At 58.5% G+C, this 26,050-nt stretch carries 24 protein-coding genes; 12 read left to right on the top strand and 12 right to left on the bottom strand.

Going from position 1 to position 26,050, the window contains the following annotated elements:
• Positions 1-42: 42 nt before the first annotated feature.
• Positions 43-726 carry a hypothetical protein gene (locus Abin_RS07195; RefSeq protein ID WP_146867690.1) on the top strand — a complete coding sequence of 228 codons (684 nt, stop codon included), beginning with the start codon at positions 43-45 and terminating at the stop codon, positions 724-726.
• 76 nt (positions 727-802) lie between these two features.
• On the opposite strand, the gene Abin_RS07200 is transcribed toward Abin_RS07195, so the two are convergent.
• From Abin_RS07200 to Abin_RS07225, 6 genes are all read right to left on the bottom strand, one after another.
• Positions 803-5,233 carry a Hint domain-containing protein gene (locus tag Abin_RS07200; protein ID WP_170237864.1) on the bottom strand — a complete coding sequence of 1,477 codons (4,431 nt, stop codon included), beginning with the start codon at positions 5,231-5,233 and terminating at the stop codon, positions 803-805.
• 208 nt (positions 5,234-5,441) lie between these two features.
• Positions 5,442-5,996 carry a c-type cytochrome gene (locus tag Abin_RS07205; RefSeq protein WP_052948189.1) on the bottom strand — a complete coding sequence of 185 codons (555 nt, stop codon included), beginning with the start codon at positions 5,994-5,996 and terminating at the stop codon, positions 5,442-5,444.
• A complete protein-coding gene (locus Abin_RS07210; protein WP_048845729.1) occupies positions 5,996-7,240 on the bottom strand; it encodes an FAD-dependent oxidoreductase in 1,245 nt (414 codons plus the stop codon). Before Abin_RS07210 ends, Abin_RS07205 begins: the two co-directional genes overlap by 1 nt.
• Before the next feature lie 223 nt (positions 7,241-7,463).
• Positions 7,464-7,766, bottom strand: a complete 303-nt coding sequence (locus tag Abin_RS07215; protein WP_146867691.1) for a hypothetical protein — start codon at positions 7,764-7,766, stop codon at positions 7,464-7,466.
• 274 nt (positions 7,767-8,040) lie between these two features.
• Entirely contained in the window at positions 8,041-10,017 is a 1,977-nt protein-coding gene (locus Abin_RS07220) for a Hint domain-containing protein (RefSeq protein WP_048845684.1), read from the bottom strand.
• A gap of 289 nt (positions 10,018-10,306) precedes the next feature.
• On the bottom strand, positions 10,307-11,233 hold the full coding sequence (locus Abin_RS07225) for a LexA family transcriptional regulator (protein ID WP_048845685.1): 927 nt from the start codon (positions 11,231-11,233) through the stop codon (positions 10,307-10,309).
• A gap of 159 nt (positions 11,234-11,392) precedes the next feature.
• Between Abin_RS07225 and Abin_RS15800 the strand changes: the two genes are divergently transcribed.
• From Abin_RS15800 to Abin_RS07245, 4 genes are all read left to right on the top strand, one after another.
• Positions 11,393-13,204: a hypothetical protein gene (locus Abin_RS15800; protein ID WP_255319355.1), complete on the top strand. Its 1,812-nt coding sequence runs from the start codon at positions 11,393-11,395 to the stop codon at positions 13,202-13,204.
• Positions 13,171-13,926: a hypothetical protein gene (locus Abin_RS07235; RefSeq protein WP_146867692.1), complete on the top strand. Its 756-nt coding sequence runs from the start codon at positions 13,171-13,173 to the stop codon at positions 13,924-13,926. The genes Abin_RS15800 and Abin_RS07235 overlap by 34 nt, the downstream gene beginning before the upstream one ends.
• A 305-nt stretch (positions 13,927-14,231) precedes the next feature.
• Positions 14,232-14,741, top strand: a complete 510-nt coding sequence (locus Abin_RS07240; RefSeq protein WP_048845734.1) for a hypothetical protein — start codon at positions 14,232-14,234, stop codon at positions 14,739-14,741.
• A gap of 43 nt (positions 14,742-14,784) precedes the next feature.
• Positions 14,785-14,955: a hypothetical protein gene (locus tag Abin_RS07245; RefSeq protein WP_170237865.1), complete on the top strand. Its 171-nt coding sequence runs from the start codon at positions 14,785-14,787 to the stop codon at positions 14,953-14,955.
• Between the two features lie 145 nt (positions 14,956-15,100).
• Here the strand turns inward: Abin_RS07245 and Abin_RS07250 are convergent, their stop codons facing one another.
• Positions 15,101-16,495 (bottom strand): PQQ-dependent sugar dehydrogenase, encoded by a 1,395-nt coding sequence (locus Abin_RS07250; RefSeq protein WP_048845686.1) that lies wholly within the window; start codon positions 16,493-16,495, stop codon positions 15,101-15,103.
• Between the two features lie 75 nt (positions 16,496-16,570).
• Positions 16,571-16,705, bottom strand: coding sequence for a hypothetical protein (locus tag Abin_RS15805; RefSeq protein ID WP_258027419.1), 135 nt, complete (start codon positions 16,703-16,705; stop codon positions 16,571-16,573).
• Positions 16,706-16,719: 14 nt separating this feature from the next.
• Here Abin_RS15805 and Abin_RS07255 point away from each other — a divergent pair, with 14 nt between their 5' ends.
• The 6 genes from Abin_RS07255 to Abin_RS07280 all read left to right on the top strand — a co-directional run bounded on the left by Abin_RS07255 (position 16,720) and on the right by Abin_RS07280 (position 22,370).
• A complete protein-coding gene (locus tag Abin_RS07255) occupies positions 16,720-16,857 on the top strand; it encodes a hypothetical protein (RefSeq protein ID WP_158319899.1) in 138 nt (45 codons plus the stop codon).
• Positions 16,858-17,247: 390 nt separating this feature from the next.
• Positions 17,248-17,664, top strand: coding sequence for a hypothetical protein (locus Abin_RS07260; RefSeq protein WP_048845687.1), 417 nt, complete (start codon positions 17,248-17,250; stop codon positions 17,662-17,664).
• A 45-nt stretch (positions 17,665-17,709) separates the two neighbouring features.
• Positions 17,710-17,979, top strand: coding sequence for a hypothetical protein (locus tag Abin_RS07265; RefSeq protein WP_255319357.1), 270 nt, complete (start codon positions 17,710-17,712; stop codon positions 17,977-17,979).
• Positions 17,927-19,630, top strand: a complete 1,704-nt coding sequence (gene terL, locus Abin_RS07270; RefSeq protein ID WP_048845688.1) for a phage terminase large subunit — start codon at positions 17,927-17,929, stop codon at positions 19,628-19,630. Before Abin_RS07265 ends, terL begins: the two co-directional genes overlap by 53 nt.
• A 378-nt stretch (positions 19,631-20,008) precedes the next feature.
• Positions 20,009-20,215 carry a cold-shock protein gene (locus tag Abin_RS07275; protein ID WP_048845689.1) on the top strand — a complete coding sequence of 69 codons (207 nt, stop codon included), beginning with the start codon at positions 20,009-20,011 and terminating at the stop codon, positions 20,213-20,215.
• A 265-nt stretch (positions 20,216-20,480) separates the two neighbouring features.
• Positions 20,481-22,370: an amidohydrolase gene (locus Abin_RS07280; RefSeq protein WP_084593524.1), complete on the top strand. Its 1,890-nt coding sequence runs from the start codon at positions 20,481-20,483 to the stop codon at positions 22,368-22,370.
• 104 nt (positions 22,371-22,474) lie between these two features.
• Here the strand turns inward: Abin_RS07280 and trhO are convergent, their stop codons facing one another.
• The gene (gene trhO, locus Abin_RS07285) at positions 22,475-23,545 is read right to left on the bottom strand and encodes an oxygen-dependent tRNA uridine(34) hydroxylase TrhO (RefSeq protein WP_170237866.1); all 1,071 of its coding nucleotides are present in this window, start codon (positions 23,543-23,545) and stop codon (positions 22,475-22,477) included.
• A 379-nt stretch (positions 23,546-23,924) separates the two neighbouring features.
• Here trhO and Abin_RS07290 point away from each other — a divergent pair, with 379 nt between their 5' ends.
• Complete coding sequence (locus Abin_RS07290; protein ID WP_143217020.1) at positions 23,925-24,191, top strand: hypothetical protein; 267 nt, start codon at positions 23,925-23,927, stop codon at positions 24,189-24,191.
• Positions 24,192-24,220: 29 nt separating this feature from the next.
• Here Abin_RS07290 and Abin_RS07295 read toward each other — a convergent pair whose 3' ends face one another.
• From Abin_RS07295 to Abin_RS07305, 3 genes are all read right to left on the bottom strand, one after another.
• A complete protein-coding gene (locus tag Abin_RS07295; protein ID WP_158319900.1) occupies positions 24,221-24,385 on the bottom strand; it encodes a hypothetical protein in 165 nt (54 codons plus the stop codon).
• 59 nt (positions 24,386-24,444) lie between these two features.
• The gene (locus Abin_RS07300; protein ID WP_084593525.1) at positions 24,445-24,966 is read right to left on the bottom strand and encodes a Dabb family protein; all 522 of its coding nucleotides are present in this window, start codon (positions 24,964-24,966) and stop codon (positions 24,445-24,447) included.
• A gap of 79 nt (positions 24,967-25,045) precedes the next feature.
• Positions 25,046-26,035 (bottom strand): alpha/beta hydrolase, encoded by a 990-nt coding sequence (locus Abin_RS07305; protein WP_255319358.1) that lies wholly within the window; start codon positions 26,033-26,035, stop codon positions 25,046-25,048.
• Positions 26,036-26,050 lie beyond the last annotated feature (15 nt).

The following is a 26,050-nucleotide window of genomic DNA, read 5'->3' on the forward strand; positions in this document are numbered from 1 at the left end:
TTTTCACGCCAGAAAAAGTGTGACAAACAGAAAGGAAAAATTATGTCTGTTTTTGCACGATATCAGTCATGGCTTGAACGTCGCTATCGTTCTCATGGTGCAGGAAAAGATCAGGACTGGCTGCAACAGGTGCAAGCAAAATTCCCTGACGCATTTTCTGTCACAAAAGATTTTATGGAAGATATGCAGGACTATGCAGGAAAAATTTCTCTTGAGTCAGCAAGGGGCATAGCGTTTTCAACTGGCGGGTTTTTATGGCTGCTTATTTTAGGAATTGCCGCCTGGTGTATGCAGCATCAGCTTGAACAGTGGCCCGACGCATTAAGGCATCAGGCAGAAATGGCGTCAGGTGGAATTTTAGGTGGAACATTCCTGTTTGGTGCTTTTGAAGTTATCAGAATGTTTGCCACGTCACCCCCCACTTTCAGATCAAAACGTGTCGATAATCTGAGAAAGTTTTGGGAAACTATTCTGGAAACCGAAACTGACCCAGATGTCGTCACTGAAAAGCTGGATCTGTTTATCGCACAGGAGCGTGCTGCACAGATACGCATTTTTGCCCTGGATGCATCTGGCAACTGGGCGCTCAACAAAATGATAATAGGTTTTCAGTGCGTTGCTGTTTTGATGGTTGTTATTTTTGGTGTGAAGATGTTTGACGCTTATGGCAAACTTCCACGTCCAACACCTGTCACGTGTCAGATCATCAATCCCGGACATGTGTGAAAAACCCTTTCTGTACAACCAAGCGTCATAGCAGAAAGGGTTAGTCATGCGGCAGAAACGGCTGGGAATTCTGTCCTCAGCCTGCCTGGCGGATCTGCGCGGCGCGTGGTGCCAAAGCTATCGTCAGGCTGTTTTCCACCTGCTGTTCAGACCAGTGGTCCCGCATATAGGCACGTCCGGCTTTTGAGGTGTGCTGATACAGCGCACTGTCTTCATGCGCTGCAATAATGAGTGCGGCCAGTGCATCCGCATCGTGCGCGACCAGACGTGTGAGAGTATCAGGCAAGTCAAGACCTTCGGCAGCAACCGGGGTCATGACGCACGGCAGACCCGCGGCAAGGCTATCCAGCACTTTTCCTTTAATGCCTGCGCCAAACCGTAGCGGGGCAATGCTCAGGCGGCTTGCATCAAACAGGGATTGCAGGTCAGGCACATGCCCCAGAACCCGGACCTGTTTACCCGCCAGTGCGTGGATGCTGTCAGGCATGTCTGCACCGGCAAGGCTGCACTCAATATGCGGGGCGTGCTGCCATACACGCGGCATGATGTTCTTGACCAGCCACAGCGCAGCATCCCGGTTGGGGGCATGGGCGTAGTTACCCACAAACACCACACCCTGCCGTTTGGTAAATGCAGGGACACGGCTGCGTGTCGCATACGCCCAAGGCACCACCTGCACCCTTTTCTGCGGCAGGTTCTGGGCAATCAGAGCGGCTTCATCCGCTGAATGTGTAATGACGCAATCGGCCTGCCTCATGGCCGCACATTCGGCCTGCCGCACCTGTTTGGCATGTGCCAGCAGTTCCGGTCGGCTTTGGGCCTGTGCCTGCCGGGCCAGTCTGACACAGTGCAGATCAGCAACGCTGTAGAGTATTCTGCTGCGTTTCTGAAACTGCCGGGCCAGTGTTGCATAGCGCGCAGCCGTATCAACACGATGCAAATACACGACATCAAAACTATCGTGCTGTTGCCGCAAGATATCTTCAATCGAGGAATAGAACGGGGCTGCCAGCACCTGCGCCTGTGGCATATCGGGCAGCACAGCCGCGCCAGCCATATGATCCGCCGCGGCAAAGCTGACGTCATACCCTAACGCGGCAAACGCCCGCATATGCGACAGTAAGGCGCAAGACCCGGCGTCCCGCCGCGCATCAGGCTGGCGGGTATCAATAACCAGAACACGCTTGTTACGGTTGTGCAGCACAACGTCGCGGCCCTGGCGCTGCTGTGTGCGGGCCAGAGCACGGGCAGCCTTGCCGCTCTGTTCCTCTGCCTTTGCTGCTTTCAGGCGGTCAACCTGCGCCAACAGAAAATGCAGCACATCGTCCTGATGCGGTTTGCCCGCAGTGGCGGCCACAGCATCGGCCAACGCTTTTTCTATAGTCTGGTCAAACACGGTTGCGGTTTCCAGCACCCGTGGGGCACCCAGCAATGCGCCGTCCTGTTCGCGCCGGATTTCAATAACGTGTTTGGTAAAGGGGGACAGGCTGCCGGGCAGAAGCACATCAAACCCGCACCGTGCAGTGGGGCAGGCCCCGGCCTGCTTCACATCCGGGCGTAAGGCATTGGCCACCAGCGTGCTGATAATCTGCCCGTTAGCCAGTATTTGCAGGGCAACCGGTTCATGGGGGTGGGCCGGGTTATGCGCCCAACCCGCAATTCGGTCATGGGAGACAGTGTCAATAAAGCCGTTCAAAGGTGTTGTGGGGGTACGGGCAATAATGGCCTGCATGGGTTGGTGTTCAGGCATATCCAGCACCCAGGGGCTGTTGCCCACCGGGGCCGCATCTTCCATGCGCCGAACCTCCAGCACATGCCGAATGGCAGGGTTCAGGCCGCCGGGTATTTCAAAAACAAACCCGCAGGCACTTCCCACATCCGGGCGGGGAAGGTTCGCGACAACGTGGCCCAGAACAACACCGTTACTCAGCACCTGGAGGCTGACAGGGGCCGCGTTGCCTGGGGTGCGGGCCCAGCCACAAACCGTGTGACGCGTGACCGTATCGACAAAGCCATTCAGTCTTTCAACAGGCTTTGGGGCCACTGTGCCGTGGTTCAGCCGGTGACGAATAGCCTCTAGCATGTGCCCCTGTTCCACCCGTGGGGCGCAATAGCGGGCGGGGGATTGTCTGGCATCAGGGTAAAGGGCTGAATATTCTGCGGCATTATGAAACATGCCGCGTGAATCATCATCAATGAAGGATTCGGATTCTACACCATTGGCAAACAGAATATCATGGCTTTCCAGTTCAATATGGAAATACGCCACTTCATCCATGGCTTCGGCCTGCACAATACTGTCATTATTGACCAGCAGAACAGCCGGAACCAGCACCCCGTCCAGATACATGGCATGCAGTGGGGAAACCGCAAGGTCCTGCCACGGAAGCGCCTGTCCCGTTGCCGAGCGACCCAAAGACCCGGTTTTGAACACAACTGGCAGAACATCCCGGTTGCCAGCGGCAAACTGGCCCGAATACGCACGGCGGCCAATCCATTTTACCGGCCGGTAGCCATTACGACGTGTCTTGACCTTGTCACCAATTTTAAGTGTTTCAACCGGAACGTCTCCGGCATCGGTTTCAATTAGTGTGCCACGGCAGTAACAGGGCGTTCCGTCATCAATAATATATTCGCCGTCGTCTTCATCACCATACACATCCAGTTTGAAGTCAGACCCTGCACCGGTAAGGGTTATGGTGTTCACGGTGTCTGTCCCCGGCACCGTGTAAATCAGCTTGTTCCCCTGAATAGTCAGACCGTCAGTTCCATAATGGGGAATAAGGATGGTGCCTTTTTCAATCGAGACATTGTTCAGTGTCGCATTTGCAAGTTCAAGAACCGAATTGCCTGTCAGCGTAACATTGTTCAGCACAGCACCGTCATTCATGCCAAGCTGACTGTCATTCAGGGTAATATTGGAGACACTGCCACCGCGTATGTCCAACTCGGATGCGGAAAAGGTTTGATAAGATGCCGATGTACCACTTTCGACTATTTCCGTAGCGCCCGACAGAAATGTGTCATAGCTGGTGGTGTCACCCGCGTCCTGCATCAGCAGATACGCCCCGGATATATACGTATTGGCGGACAACACCACACCCGGCGTCATAAGTGACACATTGGCACTGCTGCCAATAAACGTGTTGTGGTCAATGGTTGTGGTGGGCGATGCTGCCGACTTCATGACGGCAACGGACGCGTTATTAAAGGTGTCATGGCTGACGGTTACCGGGCCAGGTGATCCGTCCAGAATATTAAGTAACTCACCTGACTGGAACGTGTCATATGTGGTCTCGCCGCCCCGCAGCCAGATGGTTGTATCTGAAAATGTGTTGTACCGGGCTGTGCCGCCTTCTATTTCAATTTCGCTTTGCGATGTCAGATAGCTGTTCTGAACAATCGCACCACTTTGAATTGAAAGTGCTTTGACCTGCGCGCCGCTTTCAATAGTCATGCCTGTGCCGGAATGCATGTCGATATTTTCGACAAACCCGCCGCTTGAGACATAAACATTCAGTTCGGTTGACTGATACCCCGAACCAGAAACGGTTGCGGACAGCGCCCCTTCCAACAGTTTGCCGCCGGAGTGGATGGTAACGCCCAGCCCCCCGGTTGCGCTGCCAGAAAATGTGATGGTAGAAAGCGTGCCGTAATTCTCGATTGAGTTCTGGTCATACGCGTTGCCAGTTGTGGCCGTGACGCTGTATATTGTTGCACCCGATGTCACCAGCAGGCGGGTTGGTTCCGTATCACCATCCTTGATAAAATCTGACAGAGTGACAGACTGAAACGCAACATTATTTGATGTAAGACCAACTTCTACAATATCATCATTCTCAGACAGAATAACATAGCCCGCGCTGGCACCCGTAATATTGCTGGCAGATGCGCCGGGTTCCGCCAGAAAAAAGCCGCCGCTTTCAACCGTCACACTGTCAGCAACAGTGCCGGAATCAGCAATAAAGACAGCACCAGACTTCACCGTCACACCAGATGCCACAGACCCGGCATCATCCACTTCCATATATCCGCCGGAGCTGACAATCGTGTTGGTGACAGTGGCATTTGTATCCACATAGACAGCGCCACCCGAATGCACCGTAATGTCAGATGCCAGCGTGGGGGCCAGACCAGAACTATAGTCTTCGCCAATATTGGCCTGGCCGCCATTTAAAATCTGCGCGCCCCGGACTGTCGCGCCTGCGTCGGCCTCTAATGTTCCGCCACTGCCTACCGTAGTATTTATACTTACCCCGCCCGAGAAAACTTCCTGGTCTCCATCATTAATCTGGGTCCCGATGCTGCTGCCATACACATCTTCTTCTGCTGCATATGTGTTGTCGTCACTGTTTGCATACGCGAATGCCGGATCAAGCTGCGTATTGCTGACAACCCCGCCAGACATCACGGTCAGGGTTTGGTTCACCGTAATCACAAGTCCGGATGAAACCTGACCCCCAGAAACAATAACCGTTGATGAGGATGAGGAAGAGCTATCAGCCATGTCAGATCTCAAATGGAATATGTGTCAAAACAGACCAACACTCTGCCCCAAAATCAACACATCGCCTATAAGGAAAAACCGACTGATTACAGAAAAAGCGCAGAACAGACCATAATCTGATATGCGCTTTTTCTATATTTGATATAATAAAAAACTTTAAATACGATAGAATCTACTTGTTTCTATATCCCATCTCACACTAGGTCCTTTACTTCCCGCCCGGTGTCAGCTTCTGCACATCCACTTTGGGGAAGCGCACCTTGCCCAGTGCGGCCGCCGTGGTGGGGAGGGGTGTTTTACCTGCCGCTACACCATTTTCGTGCAGAATGAAGGCCAGAATATCCGCATTTTCCTCCGCCGATAAAGCACCGGGCGAGGACAACGGCATTGCGCCAGACATATAGGTGAACAGGTCGCCCAACGGCCCGTCAGACCAGTTGGCAACCAGCCGCCCTGTCAGCGATGGCGCGTCAAACGCACCGGCCAACGCTGGCCCGTGGCAGACGGCGCAGGCTTCCTTATAGCTTTCTGCACCGCGCTGCGCCTGCTCCGCCGTGTAGCTGGCGGGGGGCAGATTGGCGGCACTGGTGCTGCTTTTCACGCGCGGGCCGTGCGGGGCGGCATGGGCTGGGCTGCTTGTCAGTGCCGGGGCCAGCAGAAGGGCGGCCACAAAAGCCCCACCCACCAGGCGTGCCGTCAGCGCGCCACGGGTCAGCATAGTCAGTGGCGCTGTGGCAGGGTGCGTCTTAGAAGCGTTTTTCATCAGACGTGCTCCTTCCCCATGCGGGCAAACAGGTCTTCAAAAATGCCAATGGCCTTTTCGGCTTCGCTGCGGTCAGCATGTTCAAAACTGTTGCCCACGCCAATCATTTCCCCAAGTGTGTGGGTGAAGTCCAACCCCTGAACCATCACCCCATCGGTTTTGGAGAGCAGAGCCGCCCCCCGATATTCCACACCATACAGGGCATCGGCCTGCGGGGGCAGCCAGTTTGTCTGGCCCCGAACAGGGATAAGCGTCTTGTCCTGCCACCAGTCACTGGCGGCATAGCCGGGGCAGTTGATAATCACATCTTCAGGCAGGGATTTCAGGTCTGCGGGGTTATGAAATTCGCGGATCACAATCTTACCGCCTGCCTGATAAAATTCAGACAGCAGCAGATGCCCATACGCCCCGAAATTGAACATCATCATATTCGCCCGCCGCGCATGGGCCACAGGGAAGGGGTTGTCCTTCGGGTCAATATCTTCAGGGTTGGGAATAATATCGCGAATCAGATCCCCATAATCGGCAAATTCTGATGTGTGTTGCGGTTTGCCAGTGGTGCTGTAATCGCCCACGCCCGGTGCTGGCGGTGGCAGATGCCGCTGGTCAAACGGAATATCTGAAAGCGAATAATTATCGCGGAAATCAATGGGGTTTCCCGGCAGGCCCAGATAATCCCGGTATGTGCGCCAGCTATAGCGCGCCATCTGTTCCCATACGGCGGCAAATTCAGGGCCAGCCGGTTTGGTCAGCGCCACGCGGCTGTCTGGCGTCCAGCTTCCGTTGGCCCGGACTGACCGCGTGTGCGGCAGCAGCGCCTTGGTATAGATGGTAACGGTTTTCCCCGCCCGCTGGGCTGTCAGGGCGGAGGTCAGGCCGATAACCCCACAGCCAATAACCGCCACAGACTCTTTCAGCGTTGCCGCAGCCTTGCCTACCGCAATGTTGGCAGACCCCCACGATAACGACCAGCCGCTGCCGCCATGCCCGTAGTTATGAATGACGGTTTTATCGCCAATTTTTTCAACATCCAGCCGCGGCCCCATGGGGCGGAACGGGCGCAGACACACCTTTATGTCCGTCAACTGGTCCATATGCACCCGCATGGGCGGCAAATGCGGAATAGACCCGGCAGGGGCCGTGCGGCGCAGGGCAGCAGCGGCTTCTGGCACAGACGCCCAGCTTTTGCGGGTGGCCAGAGCCCCAAGGGCCAACGACCCGGCAAACAAATCTCTTCGTTTCACAATACGGGTCTTTCCCTCTGTCGGTTTGCACAACAACCGGGCCGGGGTGGCACGATATTCCCCCGCAGCATTCCTGCATCCCGCAGGGAAGGCAACCCCCAAAAGAAGGATTTTTACAGATTTTATCAGGATTAAAAAAGTTCCGGTAAAATAACGAAGGGAAAAGGCACCTGCATCTTTCGCTCTTGTGTGCGCCCCTTAACCTTGGGTTCAGGTCATAGGCTTACACCAGAAAGGCCGCGTCCCGAATCACACTGATATCGTCCTGTTCCAGTTCCTCGCACAGGGCCGTCAGGGTGGCGCTACAGTCCAGCACCGCCAGCGGCAGGGTGCGGCATGACAGCCCCTGCACCAAAGGATCAATCTGGTGCGCGGTTTCACGCAGGGTCTGGGCAATCTGCAACACTGTCCGGCAATCCTGCTCGGTCTGGGCGTGTTTGGCGGGCAGGGTGCCGGGCAGCGGCATATGCCGCAGGTCATCCCGCAACACAGGCGGAGGGAGGGGTGAAGGAGCAGGGTGGAGCATCTGAAGCACCTTTGTATCAGCCAGAAGGCAAACCCTGTCTAAGCCTGACCATCCGCAACAGGCAGTCCAAACTGCCCTATGCGCCACAACGGCACGGGCTGAAAACCATGAACACATAGGCACGGCTAAATGAGCCTCAAACCCGGCCGGTCCGGTGTTCAGGCACAAAAAAACGGGCCACCCCATATATTATAGGGTAGCCCGTCCTTTCTTATCCCTGTGGTGCAGGGACACTGTTTATGCCGATACGCTCAGCCCGCAGCGGCTTTTGGCATCAGGCGCACAGAACGTCCTGCTGTACGGCAGGTGTGTCAGCCAGATACGGCCCGGCAGAGACAACATCCAGCGTCAGAATGGTCATGCCCGCACCCGTCAGGCCATGCAGCGGCAGGGTTGCCTGTCCGTTGGTCCAGCGGGCAGAGGCTCCCGCTTCCATCCCGTGCCAGCCAGCCAGAGCGTGTTCCTGCAAATGCGCGGTCGATGTCTGTGTGCCTGTGGCGCTAATGGCGGTCACGGCCCCAATCTGCACACCCAGCATACGGCGGTCATTCACAAACGGGCCAACCACGTCACAGGGTTTGCTGGAGCGCGACACCACCGTCACGCTCTGCACACCCGGCGGTAGCATGAAGGAGACGCGGCCTGCCTGTGTGCGCAACTTCCGCACCACAGCCCCGGTTTCCGTGACCAGATGCAGGTTATCGTCTTCTACCAGCGCCTGCGTTCCGGTTGCGACCCCGGCCCGTGCAGCCAGAGCATGGAACAGTTTTTCAACCACAGGTTGTGCTGTTTCGAGGGGCGCTGCGGCATCGTGCTCCCAGCTCAGGTGACGGCCACCCAGCGTTACCACTGTGCCATCCTGACGGAAGCTGCCACGGTTGCCCGTGTCCAGATAGCTTTCTGTCAGGGCACCGTCTGCCATAATGACGGAGTGCTGCTGTGTTTCCACATGATAATAGTCATACGCCGTAATGGTGTGGTCATACGCAATGGACCCACCGTTCACCAGCATCCGCACAGGCACAAACGCACCGTCCAGGAACAGGCAATGTTCAGGCGTAATCAGCATGTCTTTGTAGGGCACGCCGTCCGCAATAGCATTGGCCTTCACCCGCACCGGATAGCCTGCGTCCGCTTCTGGTAGATGCGTCTGCACCGCCATGTGCTTCCGGCCAGCCCAGATCACGTCACGCGCGACGCTCTGCCCGTTGGCATAGGCCAGAACCACATCGCCCACGCGCAGATTTTCAATCGCCACATCCCCATCCGGCGTGCGGATCATGCTGCCTGCCAGATAGCAAATCACGCCGTTATTGCTCTCAACATCAACGGCTACAGATTCATTCCCCGTCGGCGCGTTAGTGTAGGAGCTATCATACGTGACGCTTTTCGGGGTAATGGTCCCGCTGCTTGTCGTCAGGCTGATATTGTTGGCCGTCATGGTTGCGGTAGAAACCGGCTGACCATCAACGCCAATCTTGTCGCCCTCTTTCAGGTTCGCCAGAACGAGTTTGTTAGCCATATACTCGTTGTTTGGCAGGATCAGCGTATTTGTGCCCGTGCCAAACACAACTTTGGTGCCATCTGTAGGGTAAGAATTGGAAATTGTTGCTGTAGCCCCGTCATTCAATGTCAGGGTGGATTGCAACTGGCTGCTGTCCGTAAACGTCGTGCCTGCACCGCTAACAGTAATCGGGCCGGTAATTGTCGTGCTGTTGCCAGCTGTTTTTACAACTGAACCATTATAGATATTCAGATTCCCCTGAATACCACTTCCATTGACTGACCCAAGCGTGATTGCCGAATTATCGAAATTCAGTGTGCCACCTGACGCAATATCAGGTTTGACGCCGGGGTAGCCAGACCAATCCTGATTAACGCCCTGAACAGTAATGGTCGAACCACTTTTGCCAGAAAAGGATTGGTTGGCTGTAATGGCCCGCTCAATAAGCGCCGTGCCACCATTTTCGACAGTCAAAGAATTAACAGCCAAGGCGCTGCTGCCGGCGGCAATCGTCAGTTTTCCCTGAACATCAATGTTCACACCAGACAAAGTGGCCACGGTGCTAGGAATAGTTACAGTCACACCGCTTGGAATGACTACGGTGCCGTTGTTGGTCTGGGTATCAGGAGCATGAGTCGCTGGCTGGCCATCATATTTCCAATTGGAAATATCGCTCCAACTGCCGCTTTTGCCACCAACCCAAGTATAAAGGGAACCGTTAGTATACGCTGGAGTCGTCGTTGCCATAGAAAGAGTGCTCAATATTCTGTGATGAGGGACAGTCGGCACGCTGTTTATTTTGCTCAAACTTACAAAACAAGACCTAAATGGTCTGTTTACCGAATTTTAATAAATCCTTAAAAAATAAAATTTAGAAAATATCTGAATAAATTTCATAGAAAAAATTGTTACTGATTACAGAAACAATTTATACAGATAAAAACTAACAAAAACATATTACTTATACAAATAAATTAAAAATATTTCTAACATACAATGAAGCACACGATTAGTGTTGGTTTTCTGCGCTTTTCACTCACAGACGCCGGGCAAACCACACCACGCGGCCAATCACCTGCACTTGCTCGGCTGGCACCACATAGGGGGAAAAGCGCGGGTTTTCAGATTTGATCCGGATCATGGGTTCCGTGGCCTCATGCGCGCGTTCCACCCACTTGCACACCACGCCGTCACCATCAAACAGCACAAAAATGCCGGGTTCGATAATGGATGTCTTGCGCGTATCCACCAGCACCATGTCACCATTTTGCAGCATCGGCTCCATGGATTGCCCTTCAACCTCAATCACCCGCAAATCAGCGGGCTGGGCGCGCAGGGCCCCGCGCACAAATTCTTCCTCAAAAAATTTGGGGCGGCCCAGCAGCCGGTCTTCCACATAGCCGCACCCGCCCATCCCTGCGCGTAGCGAGATAAAAGGCACCGCCACATACCCCGGCGGGTTCAGTTCAACAGTAACATCGGGTTGGTCAGGGGCGGGGGCATAGCCGCTTGTCGTGCCCCGGCTTTCCCCCGTGATGGCAACACTTACACTCCCACTCCCACTCCCGCTTGCATTGGCACTGGGGGAGAGGCTTCCACCGCCCCCCACGCAGGCCTCCCGCCGCAAGGGGGGCAGAGCCTCGCCCCGTGCGCCCTGCTGCCCATCAGAGTCGCGGCCCATCAGGCCCTGTCTTTCCCCCTGCCGGTCAAAGCCGCCATCCGTGCTCACACTGTCCCGTCGGGCCTGACCCGTGCGTAGCGGAAACAGCAGATCCCGCGCGGTGCAGCCCAGAATCGCGGCAATACGTTCCAGCTTTTCCCCACCCGGATTGCGTGATTTTCCCTTCAGAATATCGCGCACATAGGTGTCCCCCACCCCCGCATTCCGGGCCAGCGCCTTCTGCGTCAGCCCCAGCAGGGCCATGCGCCGTTCAAGTTCATCTGCAATAGGGGATCGTGTCATGGCGGGTCGGTTTTCCATAAGACCGGAGCAGGAATGAAAAGGGATATATCACACCTTTTCTGCTTGACCAAGGGTGACTGGTCACATTAGCGTTCCCCTTAAGCCACCCGCCTGAAGGCAGGGGGCACCTGACCAGCTTTACATAATGGAAAAGACGTCATGTCTGCGCTACATTTCACCCCTGACCATCCGCGCAATACAGCCAGAATTTCAGCTCTGTCCCTTCATAATCCGCTTGCCCGCAAGCCTCGTTCTTCCGCCCTGACAAAGCCCGTTTACGCCCCAAACAGCGTGGCACACAAACCGGCTGCCCCCGCCATAACGCCCCCGGATAATGTGACAAATCACACCGAATCTTTTGGTGTATCTACGGGGTGTGATGTATCCCATGTTAACCGTTCGCATCCCACACAGCATCCCCCGCGTGGCGCATCCCCCACGCTGGCTCGGTCCCCGCATCGCGCTGTGCCTGCCGCCCCGTCAGCCCATGCGCAAAAACGCGACACGCTTCCCCCTGTCACCAGCGCGCAGCCCGATGCCGCCTGTCTGGCGGCCAGTCGTTCGGGCACCACGGCGCAGGCTCTGGCCCAGATGGTCGCCTTGCGCCGCGCCGGTCGGTCGCTGCGCCAAATCGGGCGAGAAATGGGGCGCTGTATGGAGGGCGTGCGTCAGGCGCTGATGCGGTACGAAGCCGCCTGCGCCCCAGCACCCGAGGCCACCGCCGATGACTGGGCCGAGCCCCTGCGCGATGCCGAGCCTCTGCCCCCCGGTCACCCCATTGCCCAGCGCGGCCTGTGGCACGGGCTTGAGCACTGGCACACCCTTGCGTGCAGCCCCACCGCCCCCGGTCTGACCACCCTCATCCCAGCGGCCCGCACCGGCGCAATCGCTGCCCCCAATTCAGCAGCCCGCGTCACGCCATCCGCACGCGGATACTGCCGCGCACCCCGCCACGGCACAGGGAGAACACGCATGAGCAAACGACGCTGGTCTAAATTCTGGTGGCAGGATTACGAACGAGACCCCGCCCTGCGCCTGTGCTCGCTGGCCGCGCAGGGGTTGTGGATGCGCCTGTTGTGCCTGATGCACGAAGCCGAGCCCTACGGCCATTTGTGCGTTAACAACCAGCCGCTGCATCCGCGCCAGCTTGCCCTCATGCTGGGCGTGTCAGAACGGCAGATTAACCGGCTGATGGCAGAACTGCGGAACGCGGGCGTGTACAGCACCACCCCGCAGGGCAGCATCTACAGCCGCCGCCTTCTGCGTGACAAAGCCGCGTCTGACCAAGGGGCCGCGTGGGGCCGCACGGGCGGTAACCCGAACCTGAAAACCGGGGCTGCCGCACCCACCAGCGCGGCTGACTTACAATCTGGTGCACAGTCAGGCGCACAGTCAGGCAGTCTGTCCGGCAGCCCGTCTGGCGGCTTGTCCGGCAATCTGTCTGGCCGCCTGTCTGACGGTGGCAGCTCGCCCCATAACCAGCCGGGGCAGGGGGGCACCATACAGCCCGCCATAACCCCGGCCCCTAAACACCAAGAAGCAGAGGCAGAAGCAGAAACACATTCCTCCCTCACTCCGTTCGGGCCGAACCAGGATGTGCGTCAGGTTTTGTTCAAAAACGGTCTGGCTTTTTTGCAAACCGCCACCGGCAGGCCCGAACGCTCAACCCGCGCCCTGATGGGGAAATGGCTGAAAATGCTGCACGATGATGCAGCCTCGCTGCTGGCGTTGCTGTCTGACTGCGCGGCATTTAACCCGGCTGAACCCGTGTCATGGCTTGAATCGCAGGTGCGAAAACTGGTGGCAGACCGCGCAGCCCCAATCACAGCCCCAGTCATAGCTCCCCTCACGGCCTCCGCCTCCCTCACGCCCCCCGGCATGGCAGACCAGATGCCCCATCCCGCCATCGTCTCCCGGCGGGCGCAGGCGCACACCGCATGGCAAAACGTGCCGGATATGGAGGGCGTTTAATGGACCACGCCCGGCCCCAGAGTGTGTCGCATACCAGTCTGTCACATACCATTATGCCGCCCTCTACTCTGTCGCATACCATCACGCCGCACAGCTTGCCCCGCGTATCCGCCCCGTTACCGTCATCGGGGCTGTCCTCGGCCTCGGCATCCCCTGCGGTTACAGCGCCGTACCGTGGCAGCTATAAACCGGCACCCCCGGCGCTGCGGGCCGTTTTTGCCGCGCGGGCAGCGGGCGTGGCGTTGACGCCGCGTGATATGCCGCCAGCTTTGGTCGCGCATCTGCACCAGCACTGGGCGCAGGTTCAACTGGCCATGCGCCCAGTGTCAGAACTGCATGTGGCGGCATGGCTGAAAAAACTCAGCCTGCTTGTCACCAACCCACCGGGGGCCGATACCGCAGCCGCTCAGTGCCGCGCCATGTTTGATGTGTGTCAGGACATTCCGGCGGGCGCATGGTGCCCGGATGCGCGGCTGGCATGGGCACGGCAACCACCCCGCAATGGCTACCCCACCGGCGCACGCTGGCCCAGCCCCAACGAACTCCGCACCATTCTGCTGCCGTTTGCACAGCGTATCCAGCAAGACGCCGCAGGGTGCCGCGCTTTGCTGGCCTTCTTCCCGGTGTCCGCGCCGTGCGTCATGCGCCCGGCCAGCGTCCCGTCTGGTGCCCCGTTCAGCGTTCCATCCGGTGATCCATCCAGCGGCCACCCCGCACCCTGAAAGCACACGTCTGCAACCAGACGCCCCGCCTAGCCTGTCAGAACACGCTTCCAAAACCCTTTTGGCCGATAAAGGATTTTCAAACCATGCACGCAGCCCCTTTTGCAGATGCTCCGACAGTCACACCGGTAGTTGCCCAGCCCCCGCACACACAGCCCACCGCAACGTCTTCAGGCGTGCAGGGAAAAATACAACCAAAGGTTGCATCAACACCAAATACAACCCACGCGAGCAGATCCCCACGCAAGCCGCGCACGGTGCTGCACGCGCCCACCCAGCCGGAGGCCACGCCAACGCCCGAACGTCTGGCCCGGTCAGACTTTACCGGCACGCACCCCATGCGTGTGCTGCGTACCGTGCAGGGCCTGCTGAATGCGGGCGACATTACCCAACCCGCCGCCGATGCCGCTGAACGCTGGTACCGTGACTACGTGTTCGGCTACTGTGATTATAAGGAGTTTTTGCAAACCGCGCCCAAAGCCAGCATCACCCGGCATGACGCCGTGTCATGGCAGATGATGCGCGGCAAAGCTATGGCGCGGATAACCGCCGTGCGGAATGCACTGGGCCTGTGCGCCCACCACCGCCTGCGGATGCTGCTGGTTGATGAACTGTCGTTTCGCGCTATGGGGGCTGCCTTGTTTCCCGCACTGTCGGCCAGTTCTGCACAACGCAAAATTGCCGCCCAATGTGCCCTGCTGCTTGAACAACTGGAAGCGTTTGAGGAAGCAGCCCGCAAAGCCGCCAAACAGGCCCGCGCTCCCCACACAGCCGCCCCCTTGCAAAACCCCACGGCCCCGCCCACAGTTGTGTAAACCCAGCTACACACGCGGGCGCATTTTCTGACAGGAGAGTTTCATGCCCTGGACGCCAGATGACGCAGAACGCCACACCCACAAAGCCACAACCAAACAGTTGCAGGCGCTGTGGGCCAAGGTGGCGAATGACTGTCTGGAACGCACCGGCGATGAAGGCCGCGCCGTGCGGGAGGCCAACGCCGTCGTCGCCCGCAACAGTGACGCAGACTAACACCGGCACACCGCCTGCTGCCCGCGCCTGACGCGCAAAAGCCCAACCGGAGGGAGGGGCGGAGGGAGAGACGGGCAGGGCGGATCACCCGCCTGATCCTGCCCGCGCTAAACCAAACCCCGGCAGGGGCGCGGCGCTGCTGCCATCAAGGCTGCATCTGCGAATCTGCTGTTGTTGTCGGGGCGGCTTGCTCGTTCATGCTTTCCTGCCGGGGGCCGGTAACACGCCAGATGGTGCCGCCGACGTCATCCGCCACCAGCAATGCGCCGTCATGGCCCAGTGCCAGCCCCACCGGCCTGCCGTGCGTGTGGTCCTGCCCCGGTGTCAGAAACCCGGTCAGCACATCAATCGGCACGCCAGAGGGCTTTCCGTTTACAAAAGGCACAAACACAACTTTGTAGCCGCTTTTTGGTCTGCGGTTCCATGACCCGTGCTGCGCGACAAACAGGCCGTTCCGCCAGACATCGGGCAGGCTGCTGTTCTGCCCAAACACAATACCAAGCGACGCCGTATGCGGGCCCAGAGCATAATCCGGCACAATCGCCTTCGCGACCAGATCAGGCTTCTGGGGTTTTACGCGGTCATCAACATGGTTGCCGTAATAGCTGTAGGGCCAGCCGTAAAACCCGCCTTCTTTCACAGCCGTTATGTAATCTGGCACCAGATCACTGCCAATTTCATCCCGCTCGTTCACGGCGGCCCATAGCGCGCCGGTTGTTGGCTCCCACGCCAGACCATTGGGGTTGCGCAGCCCGGTTGCAAACGGCACCATCTGCCCGGTTGTCAGATCAAGCTGATTAATCCGGGCACGGCCTTCTTCCGCCGCCATACCGTTTTCAGCCACGTTACTGTTTGACCCAACCGTCACGTACAGAAACTTGCCGTCCGGGCTTGCAAGAATGTTTTTTGTCCAGTGGTGGTTATAGCCGGATGGCAGGTCAATCACCTTCTGACCCGGCGCTGTTAGCGATTTGGCATCCTGCTGATAGGGAAAACGCCAGATGGCATTGGCGTTGGCCACGTAAAAACTGTCGCCAACCAGCGCCATACCAAACGGCGAATATAATTTGTCTAAAAAGACGCTCCGTTCATCAGCCACGCCGTCTCCGTCCGTGTCACGCAGCAGCACAATTTTGTTGGGGCTGGGCACATCGGCCCCCACCATGCCCTGAATCATGCGGGCAATACGGGTCTTCAGGCTGGGCGCATCGGTGCCGGGGCCGTTGGTTTCTGCCACCAGAACATCCCCATTGGGCAGCGTATAAAGCCAGCGCGGGTGGTCCAGGCCTGCGGCAAAAGGCTTTACCGTCAGGCCCGCAGTGACATGCGGCGTGCCGCCTGCTTTCCAGCCAATAGGGCGGGCAATATTGACGGTTGGTATGGGCGTGGCATTGGGTTCAGGCAGTTTGGGGTGCGTGCCCACCCCCGCACTGACCGGCAGCAACGCCTGTTCCGGGTGCAGCACAAAACTGTAGGTGGCGGCACCCGCTGCCAGCACTACAACACCCGCACCCAACAGATACCAGCCTGCGCGCGCCATATGACTTAATCCTTACTTGTCAAAAAGGGATTTTCCCGTTTCCGGACGTCTATACCTCATTTTTGTCTCACAGGCCTAAACGGGGCTGATGGCCCGCCGTTCCCTGCTGGTGTGGTGTGACAGACCACCCACGCACCCATGGGCACACACGCCGTTGCGGTGCAGAAAGCGCGGCCCGTACACCCCTTCAGACCGCACAGAAACCTTCAAGGGGAAAGGGTTCCATGCAGCCTGAAAGAGATCGTGCCGGTGCGCCCGCAGAAGGAAGGGAAGAGCACAGCGCACCCGCACAAAGTCGGGATAGAGAAGTGAACAACCGGGCAGGGGCAGAACCCGGTGTTGCCTTTGCAGGCAGGGAGTAGAGAAGTCGTCCTTATTTTGTAATGTCTCTGTCTTTAGTCTCGTGTTTTTTGAACCACCCTCTTGCGTGGGGCTTGAGGTGATTATGGATATTTATCCGCAAAACGCATATCACTTATCTGTGTAATAACAGCAGAACCCCGATTCAGGGTGTCACACAGCGGCCCGTCATGCGCCCTAACCGCGTGTAATAACACGAAAAACGCCGCGGCCTCACAGATACGTCAGCACACAGCGTTTCTCCTTTTTTCGCCCCAGAAAGCGATTCTTTTTTGCCAAAACAGCGCTGTTGCAGCCGCGCGTGGTCAGGCTTATTCAACAGCCATCATCACAAAAAAGCCGCCCGGACGGCCCCCAGGACAGCCCCTAAAACCAGAGTCTCAGGAGCCCCCATGCCAGCATCCCCTGCGGCCTGCGTGTGTGGAGACATCGTGCGCACCGCTACCGCCCTGTGGGTCGTCACCCACCGCCACCGCGCCCGTCTGCTTCTCTGCCCGCTTGACCCATCCCCCATGCCCCGTCACCGGGCCGATGTGCCGCTGTCTTGGGCTGAAGCCCTGCATCTGGGGTGCCCTGCCACAACCGTTATCCGCTGCCGCCCCGTCTGGCACACACTGGCTGACACGCACCGCACCACGGACCGGCCCACGCTTGGCCGCCTCAGCCCCGCAACCCTGCGCCGTGTGCTGGCCATGCAGCTGGCCGAACTGCACAACCGCCAAACCGAAGCCCCGCATCTGCCTGCTATTCTGTGTCAGGCCGCATCGGGCAGGCGGCTACACCATCCGTTATCCATGGTGTTTTCCTGATGCTTCCGCTGTTCTGATGTCTTTCTTTGGTGTCGTGCAACCGCCATGCCCACAGTGCCCCCCGCCAAACCCCGCCGCCGTAAAGGTGCCAGCAAAAAACCCGTAACCCCGCTTGAGATTTTTACCCGTGTCATGCAGGGCGATGAAACAATAACCGACCGCCAGTTTGACGCCGCCAAGGTGGCTGCCCCCTACCTGCACCCCAAACTGTCCGGCCTGTCCATGAACGCTGTCATTCGCAAAGGGCCAGAAGATTTCACGGATGATGAACTCAGCGCTCTTGCACAGGCAGGCCAGCCAGACAGCACGGACTGAACTGCACCGCCGCCACAAAGCACGGCAGTCCCTGCTGGCGTTCACGCGCTATACTTACCCGGATTATGCGCCCGGCCCGCACCATCACCTTCTGTGTGACAAACTGGAGGCGATTGAGCAGGGGCAGATTTCGCGCCTTATGGTGTTCATGCCCCCCCGGCATGGAAAATCAGAGCTTGTCAGCAGGCGTTTTCCGGCATGGTATCTGGGCCGCAACCCGCACAGACAGATTATTTCCGCCTCCTACGGTGCAACACTCGCGCAGGATTTCGGGCGCGATGTCCGTAACCTTGTCGCCTGCCGCCGCTTTAACGTGCTGTTTCCCACAGTCACACTCTCGCCAGACAGCACCGCCAAGGATTTGTGGCACACCAATGCGGGCGGCCTGTACACCGCCACCGGCATTGGCGGCGGCCTGACGGGCAGGGGCGCAGACCTCGCCATTATAGATGACCCGGTAAAAGACAGGCAGGATGCCGAAAGCCCAACCCGCCGCGCCGCCGTGTGGGACTGGTACCGCGCCGTGCTGCGCACCCGCCTGATGCCCGGCGGGGCCATTATTCTGGCCATGACCCGCTGGTCCCCGGATGATCTGGCAGGCCGCCTGTTGGATGATATGCAAAACCACACGGGCGAGGACTGGCACGTCCTGTCCCTGCCTGCGCTTTCACTGGCAACACCCTTTCAGCCAGCGCCTTCTTCTTTGCCCACACGGTTTGTCCCCTCATCGGCCCAGCCAACAAGTCAGCCGCCCGCACCCCTCACGGCAGATCCGTCACGCACGGGTGGCCCTCTGTCCGGCTCCCCCACGCCCAACGCCCCCACGCCCAACGCCCCCACGTTCAACGCCCCGACGTCCGGTGAATCCGTATCGCGCCCCACCATTTTTTCCGCCGCAACGGATGCTCTAAATCGCAAACCCGGCGCGGCCCTGTGGCCACAGGCCTTTCCTGAAACGGAACTGGCCCGCATCCGGCTTGCCATTGGCCCGCGGGAATGGAACGCCCTTTACCAACAAAACCCGACACCCCCTGAAGGCACACTCTTCAAAACGGCTTTTGTGACGGTCGTTGACGCCATTCCCGCCGCAACCGGCCCATCCACCAACACCAACACCAATGGGCAGCAGCCCGTCAGCGTGCGCCGGTGGGACCTCGCGGCAACGCGGGCCAGCACACGCCCCAATGCGGACTGGACGGTGGGCGTTAAAATGCTCCGCCTGCCAGATGGCCGCTTCTGCGTGGCTGACGTCACCCGCCTGCGCGGAGACCCGGCACAGGTTGAAGCCGCCATTCTGGCCACCGCATCGCAGGACGGCGCCCAGACCGAAATCATCCTGCCGCAAGACCCCGGTCAGGCTGGGGTGGCGCAGGCCCGTTACCTGACCTCACGCCTCGCAGGCTATCGGGTGCAGACCGTGCGCGAAAGTGGAGACAAAGCCACCCGCGCGGCCCCGTTTGCCGCACAGGTCAACGCAGGCAACGTGCTGGTGCTACGGGCCGCATGGACCCCGCATTTTCTTGAAGAACTGAGCACATTCCCCACCGGCGCGCATGATGATCAGGTCGATGCCGCCGCCGGTGCCTTCACGGCCCTGACTCACGCCGTCCCGCTGCCACGGTTCACCCCAACTCTGCTTTCCCGTATCTGATCAACCGCAGGGCAGGGCGCGTCAGGGCGTCTGATGCGTCTTGCAATAAGCGCCCACCCACGCAGGCGGCTCCTGCTCCAGCGTGCCATTGACAGGAATACCCAGCGTTTTGCGGCTACGGCCTGACGCCCAATGCCTGTTCTGCCGTCTGGCTGAAAGTGTGCCGTTACAATCGGGCTGTCGTGTGGTGGGCGGTGTTTATGTCTAACCGCAGATCGCTTTTTTCTTGCATTCCCCGTGCAGCAGGCGCATGCCAACACCCAGCGGGTGCTTTTATCCGGGTTATGGGCGCATGTTGCGTCACTTTTTCTCCGTAAAAGTTATGATTTCGTGTGTGCGTTTTATGCACGACCGCTATAGTTATGAAGGAGCCTTGTTATGGCAACAGGCACCGTAAAATGGTTCAACCCCACCAAGGGTTTCGGTTTCATTCAGCCAGATGGCGGCGGTCAGGATGCGTTCGTGCATATCTCCGCGCTTGAGCAGGCAGGCATGCATACCCTGACCGAAGGGCAGGCCGTGTCTTACGAAATGGAAACCGGTCGCAACGGCAAATCTTCTGCCGTCAGCATCAAGGCGCTCTAACGCCTGACCACTTTTTGCCCTGGGCAAGAACCAGTGCACAAGAAAGCCGTCCTTCGGGGCGGTTTTTTTATGCCCGGCGTGCCAACCGTTTTCTTTACGCAACATTCACTCCTCTGTTACGCTCCTGCCCGCTGGGTGGGCTGCCCTGTATCAGGCCTATAAGGCCGGATAGACGGTCAGCCTCCGTTCAGCACTCATTTCAGGGCTGTCTTACGGGCTGTCTCTTTCGATAGTCGTTTTGACGGCCTTTCAGGCAGGAGCATTCATGCGGCGTTCGGTATTCCGGTTTCTCAGTCTGGCTGGGGTCAGCCTTCTCGGTGCCTATGCTGGCGGCCTTGGCAGCCCTAAGGGTGCAGGGGGCCGTGGCGTCTCACAGGCCCACGCTGCCAGCCCCCCACCCGCGCAAACCGTGCTGACAAACGGGTATATCTATACCGTCAACACCAAAAACAGCGTGGCGCAGGCCATTGCCGTGCGCGATGGCACCATCGTTTACGTGGGCACGGACAAAGGGGCCAGACGCTTTATCGGCCCCGCCACACAGGTGACGGACCTGCACGGCCATATGGTCATGCCGGGGCTGGTTGATGGCCACATGCACCCGCTTGATGGCGGGCGGCTGCTTATCAGTTGTTCGCTCAACTACGAAGCCCTGACCATACCTCAGTTTCAGGCCCGCATCAGCGCCTGCCTGAAAGACCCCAAACTGAACAAGCCACAGGGCTGGCTGATTGCCACCAGCTGGTTTCAGGAAGCCATGCAGCCCGCCGGCACGGTGCTGACCAAAGCCGCGCTGGATGCCGTGGATGCCAAAACGCCCATCATCGTCAAATCCTCATTTTTCCATTCTTTCCTGTTAAACTCTGCAGCACTGAAGCGGGCAGGCATTACCGCCAGCACCAAAGCCCCGCCGGGTGGCTCCATCATTCATGATAAAGACGGCAACCCCACGGGTTTGCTTGAAGATACCGCTGTCTCACTGGTCGATTCCGTTCTGCCCGCTCCCACGGCCGAGGAAGATAAAACAGCCGCCGCCGCAGCCCTTGCCGCCATGCGCAAACAGGGCATCACTACGTTTCTTGACGCATGGGCGCTCGACCCGGCGCTGACGGCCTTCACTACATTGCAAAAACAGGGCCAACTGACCGCCCGCGCCCATTTTGCCGTCTGGGTTGACCCCAAAGATGGCGCGGATGTGCCAAAAGTTGTCTCGCTTCTAAAAACGCAGGCCGCCCGGTATGATCAGGGGCCCGTCAGCACCGCCCCCAGCATTACGGTGCGAAACGCCAAACTGTTTATGGATGGCGTCATTTCCGCCCCGGCCCTGACCGGCGTGGTGCTAGACCCGTACTTCGTCAACAAAGGCACAGCCGAGCACCCTGACTGGCAGCCCGGTACATCGCGCGGCCCGGCCCCCTATTTCCCGCCAGAAGTGCTGGCCCCGCTGTTGCAGGGCATTACGCAGGCCGGGTTTGACCCCCACATGCACGCAGACGGAGACGGCGCCGTCCGCATCGCGCTGGATGCGATTGAGGCCGCCCGCAAAGCTGACCCCAAAAGCACCTTCCGCCCCGCCATCGCGCATGATGAAATGGTCTCCCCGGCAGACAGGGGCCGGTATAAACCGCTTGATACCGTGGCGGTTCTGTCCTTCCAGTGGGAAAAACCCGGCCCGGATACCGTTGATAGCGGGCGCGACTACCTCGGCCCCCAGCGCTTTGCGGATATGGAGCCCGCAGCCCTGCTTGAACAGACTGGCACCCGCATTGCCTACGGCAGCGACTGGCCGGTTGATAAACTGAATGAATGGTTTGCCCTGAAAGTGGGGGCTACCCGCAAAAACGCGCCAGACATCGCCCCCCAATATGCGGGCCAGCTTGGCACACAGCTGCCGCTTTCCCGCGCCAGCGTGCTGCGCGCCATTACCATGAATTCCTCGTGGGAACTTCAGCAGGATAAACAGACAGGCTCGCTCGAACCCGGCAAACTGGCTGACCTCATCATCCTTGACCGCAACGTCATGCAGGTCCCGGTTGATGATATTGCCAACACGCAGGTGCTGCTCACAATGGTTGGTGGCAAGGTTGTTTACAGCACCGGTGCGTTCGCCCCGGCAACGGACGGCTCAGCAACCGACAGCCCGGCAACGCCCTGATCCCTGTTCGCCCAAAAGCGGAACGCCCATAAAAAACGGCCTGTGCAGCACCCCGCACAGGCCGTTCTCTTGTCAGGGCCACGCCCCGCTATGGCCGAGGAAAACTAGTCCTGCAAACGGGCCAAAGCCTGTTCACGCAGCCATTCCTGCCGCTCAACTTCGGCTTCATGCTCGCGGCGCTTGCGTTCACGTATGGCATCCATATGCGCGCCCAGATGCACTTCGCCGCGTTCAGCAGCCAGCAGGCTCTGGCGTTCCCGTTCGGCATAGCGGGCGCGCTGCTTTTCATTGCGCTCGGCATAGCAGTGCGGGCAGCTAATCCCGTGGTGATACTGGGGGGATGCCAGATCTTCCGCCGTCAATGGCATGCGGCAGGCGTGGCACTGCTCCAAAGACCCCGGTTCAAGCCCGTGCTTGACCGTCACGCGCTGGTCAAACACAAAACATTCGCCTTCCCACAGGCTCTGCTCGGCGGGGATGTTTTCCAGATATTTCAGAATCCCGCCCTGAAGATGGTACACATCCTCCAGCCCTTCGGCCCGGACAAAGGCCGTTGCTTTTTCACACCGGATGCCACCAGTGCAGAACATGGCAATGCGCGGCTTGCGGCCATTGGCCAGCAGGTCGGCCTTGCGGGCACGGAACCAGTCGGGAAATTCACGGAAGGTCCGCGTCTTCGGGTCAATGGCCCCGCGAAACGTGCCTGTGGCGACTTCGTAGTCGTTGCGGGTATCAATCAGAATGGTGTCCGGGTCTTCCAGCAACGCATTCCATTCTTCCGCCGGCACGTAATGGCCAACGTCAGACCGAGGGTCCAGCCCCGGCACACCCATGGTCACAATTTCTTTCTTCAGCCGCACTTTCATGCGCAGAAACGGCATGGTCGGCGCGCGGGAAAACTTGACTTCAATTTCCGCACAGCCCGGCATGGCCCGCACATGCGCCAGCACGGCGGCAATCCCGGCATCGGTGCCTGCAATGGTGCCGTTAATCCCTTCATGCGCCAGCAACAGCGTGCCTTTTACCTCGTTCGCGTCACACACTGCCTGCAACGGCTGGCGCAGGGCTGGCAGGTCTTCAAACGGGGTAAAACGATACAGCGCCGCCACGCAGAAGGGCAGGTCCTGCTCGGTCTGGGTGGTCTGGGCGTCGGGTGCGGTCTGGGTCTGGGTCACAGCAACAATTATCCAATAAAGCGGCCAACATGCGGGCTAACAGATCACCCAACAGTCAACATTGCAGGCCAGTAAGGGCGGCATCTGCCAGCCCCAGCCGCAATCTGGGTGGTATCAGGCCTGAAACAAGGCCCCACAGACTTACTCCCCCGCCCATGGGCAGGACAAGAGGCAACAGCCCCAACCCCTGAAAATACCGGCCCCATCACGCTTCATCACACTCCCCACCGTCCGAGTGCGCACAAATAGCTCCCCCGGCAGCAGAGACGTCCCTCTGGCGCTGCGGGCTGCATGATGTCACCATCTTGTCATGAAGCCCTTTTCTTTTTCGCGGCATGCTTCATATGATCAACCCAGTGCAGGCAAAAAGGATAAGACCATGCAAGACGAAGATGAAGTTGTCGTAGGTTACCTGATCCAGCGTGAAGACAAGGACGGGGAAATCACCTTCTGGGACCCCACCAACGAATGGCTGGAAGACCCGAACGAAGCCAAACTGTACGAAAAGCAGGAAGAAGCAGAAGCTGACGCCAAATCCCTGCAGGAAGGCGACACCGACGGCACCGTGACAATCGAACTGGTGTTCGAAGCCGACGATGAAGACTGGGATGATGAAGAAGACGCCGAGGAAGACAAGAAAGCCTGAGCGTTTTCCTCACCGTTCCGCCACGCCCGCTAACCCCAGCGTGGCAAGCGGGGGCGACGCCCTCGCGGGGCCGGTGTCCCCGGCCCATTTTTTAGGACGTGTTTGGCATGGACTGATCGGCCAAACGCATAGTCTAGGGACGGCAGAGACGCGGCAATAGTCCCCGTCGCCTGTTGGCCCAGAGAATCAGACATACGTTTGGCCCTACGTACCGCGTCAGTTCCTATGAGATGGCAGCGGCACGCACTCTCCGTTACGGTGTGACGGTAAAATCAAAGACAACAACCTTGGCCAGATAAGGCCCTGCAAATGCCTTGAACGCATCATGCGCCGGGTCAAAATGGCCTACCCCCTGCACAATGGGGCGACCCACATAGAAATTCCTGTCGCCTTCTGATTTGAAGGTGGCCAGATAACCGTATTCCAGCCCGAAATCAGCATTTTCGCCACTGTTCTGCGGTCCGGTTTCCAGAGTGCTGATAACCGGCGTTCCATCCGGCCTGCGTGACAGCGATAATAAGGCCTTGAACCGCTGCGTTACCTCCCGTCGTTCGGCCACTGTGGTGGTGGGCTTGAACTGAAACATTACCATGTGCCGCACGGTGCCGGGCCGGTAATCTGGGGCGGTAAAGCGGGCTTCCCCTACGGCTTCCTGCAATTTGTGGGCAGTCTGCGCCGCACTATCCAACGGCACGATGGGCGAGGCACAGACCTCTCCCTGTCCAGTAGCCACGACAGACAGGGCAAGCGCCAACCAGACAGAACAGCGTAACATAGGAAAAAGGGTCTCCCGACCAGTAGGACCAAAATTGTTCGCACCCTACCAGTTAATCGTTACGCCGTCCTGCGCTTCTTTACTCTTTTTCAGATGCGGCTTTTTTAATGAAACCAGACACATCGCCCACAATCCCCGCCGCCAGTGGCAGGTTCGGGTCAGCCGCCACCGCCCTGTTGGCATCCGGGGTATTTGTGCTCAGGGTTTTCAGCAAATGGCCCGTCTGGGGCACAATCAGTATTTGTGCATCCGGTTTGGCGGCGTTCAGCAAACCGGCATCCTGAACACTGACCTGCGCGTCCCACGCGCCCTGAATAATCAGAACAGGCAGTTTAATCCGGGCCATAAGCTGTGCCGGGTCGTAGGAAAACGCACTGATCAGAAACCCCTGCACGGCGGGGTTGAAAATATGCTGAAGCGGCGCAGCAAGGGCACTGACATCTACTTTTTTCCCTGCTGCCAACTGGTCAACCACCCGGTTGGCATCGGCTGCAAACGGGGTGGGGGCAAGCTGCTGCTTGACCACATCGCCCAACGGTTTGCCCGGTGTGGATGCTAAAATAACCCCACACAAACCCGCCGGAGTTTCAGCCGCCGTTACCAGCGCTATCAGCCCGCCTTCACTATGGCCCAACAGCCAGACACAATGTGCGCCAGTCTGTTTTTGCGTGCTGGCTATCCAGTTCCGGGTGTCCTGCACATAATCGGCAATGGTCACGTCATTACCGTTGGTCACAGCCGCAGCACTGGCCCCCAGGCCGCGTTTATCAACACGCACACTGGCAATAGCCTGCGCAGCCAGCCCTTCGGCCAGCAGGCGATAAGTCCCGGCCTTGATCCCCAGCACGTTGTTCCCATCCCGATCAGTCGGGCCGGAACCGGGCAGTATCAAAACCACAGGCGCGTTTTTACCCGCACGGGTCAGGGTGCCCTTCAGCAAACCCTTGGGGCCGGGGGCGGAAATATCCTCGCCTGTTACGGGCTGGGGGGCCGCAACCCCTACGCTATGAAACGCCATCAGCATCCCTGCCGCCATCATGGCTCTGACCACACGCTTTCTGGCTGTCACGCCGCACTCCCATCC

The sequence above is a fragment of the Acetobacter indonesiensis genome (assembly GCF_000963945.1).
Classification (GTDB): domain Bacteria; phylum Pseudomonadota; class Alphaproteobacteria; order Acetobacterales; family Acetobacteraceae; genus Acetobacter; species Acetobacter indonesiensis.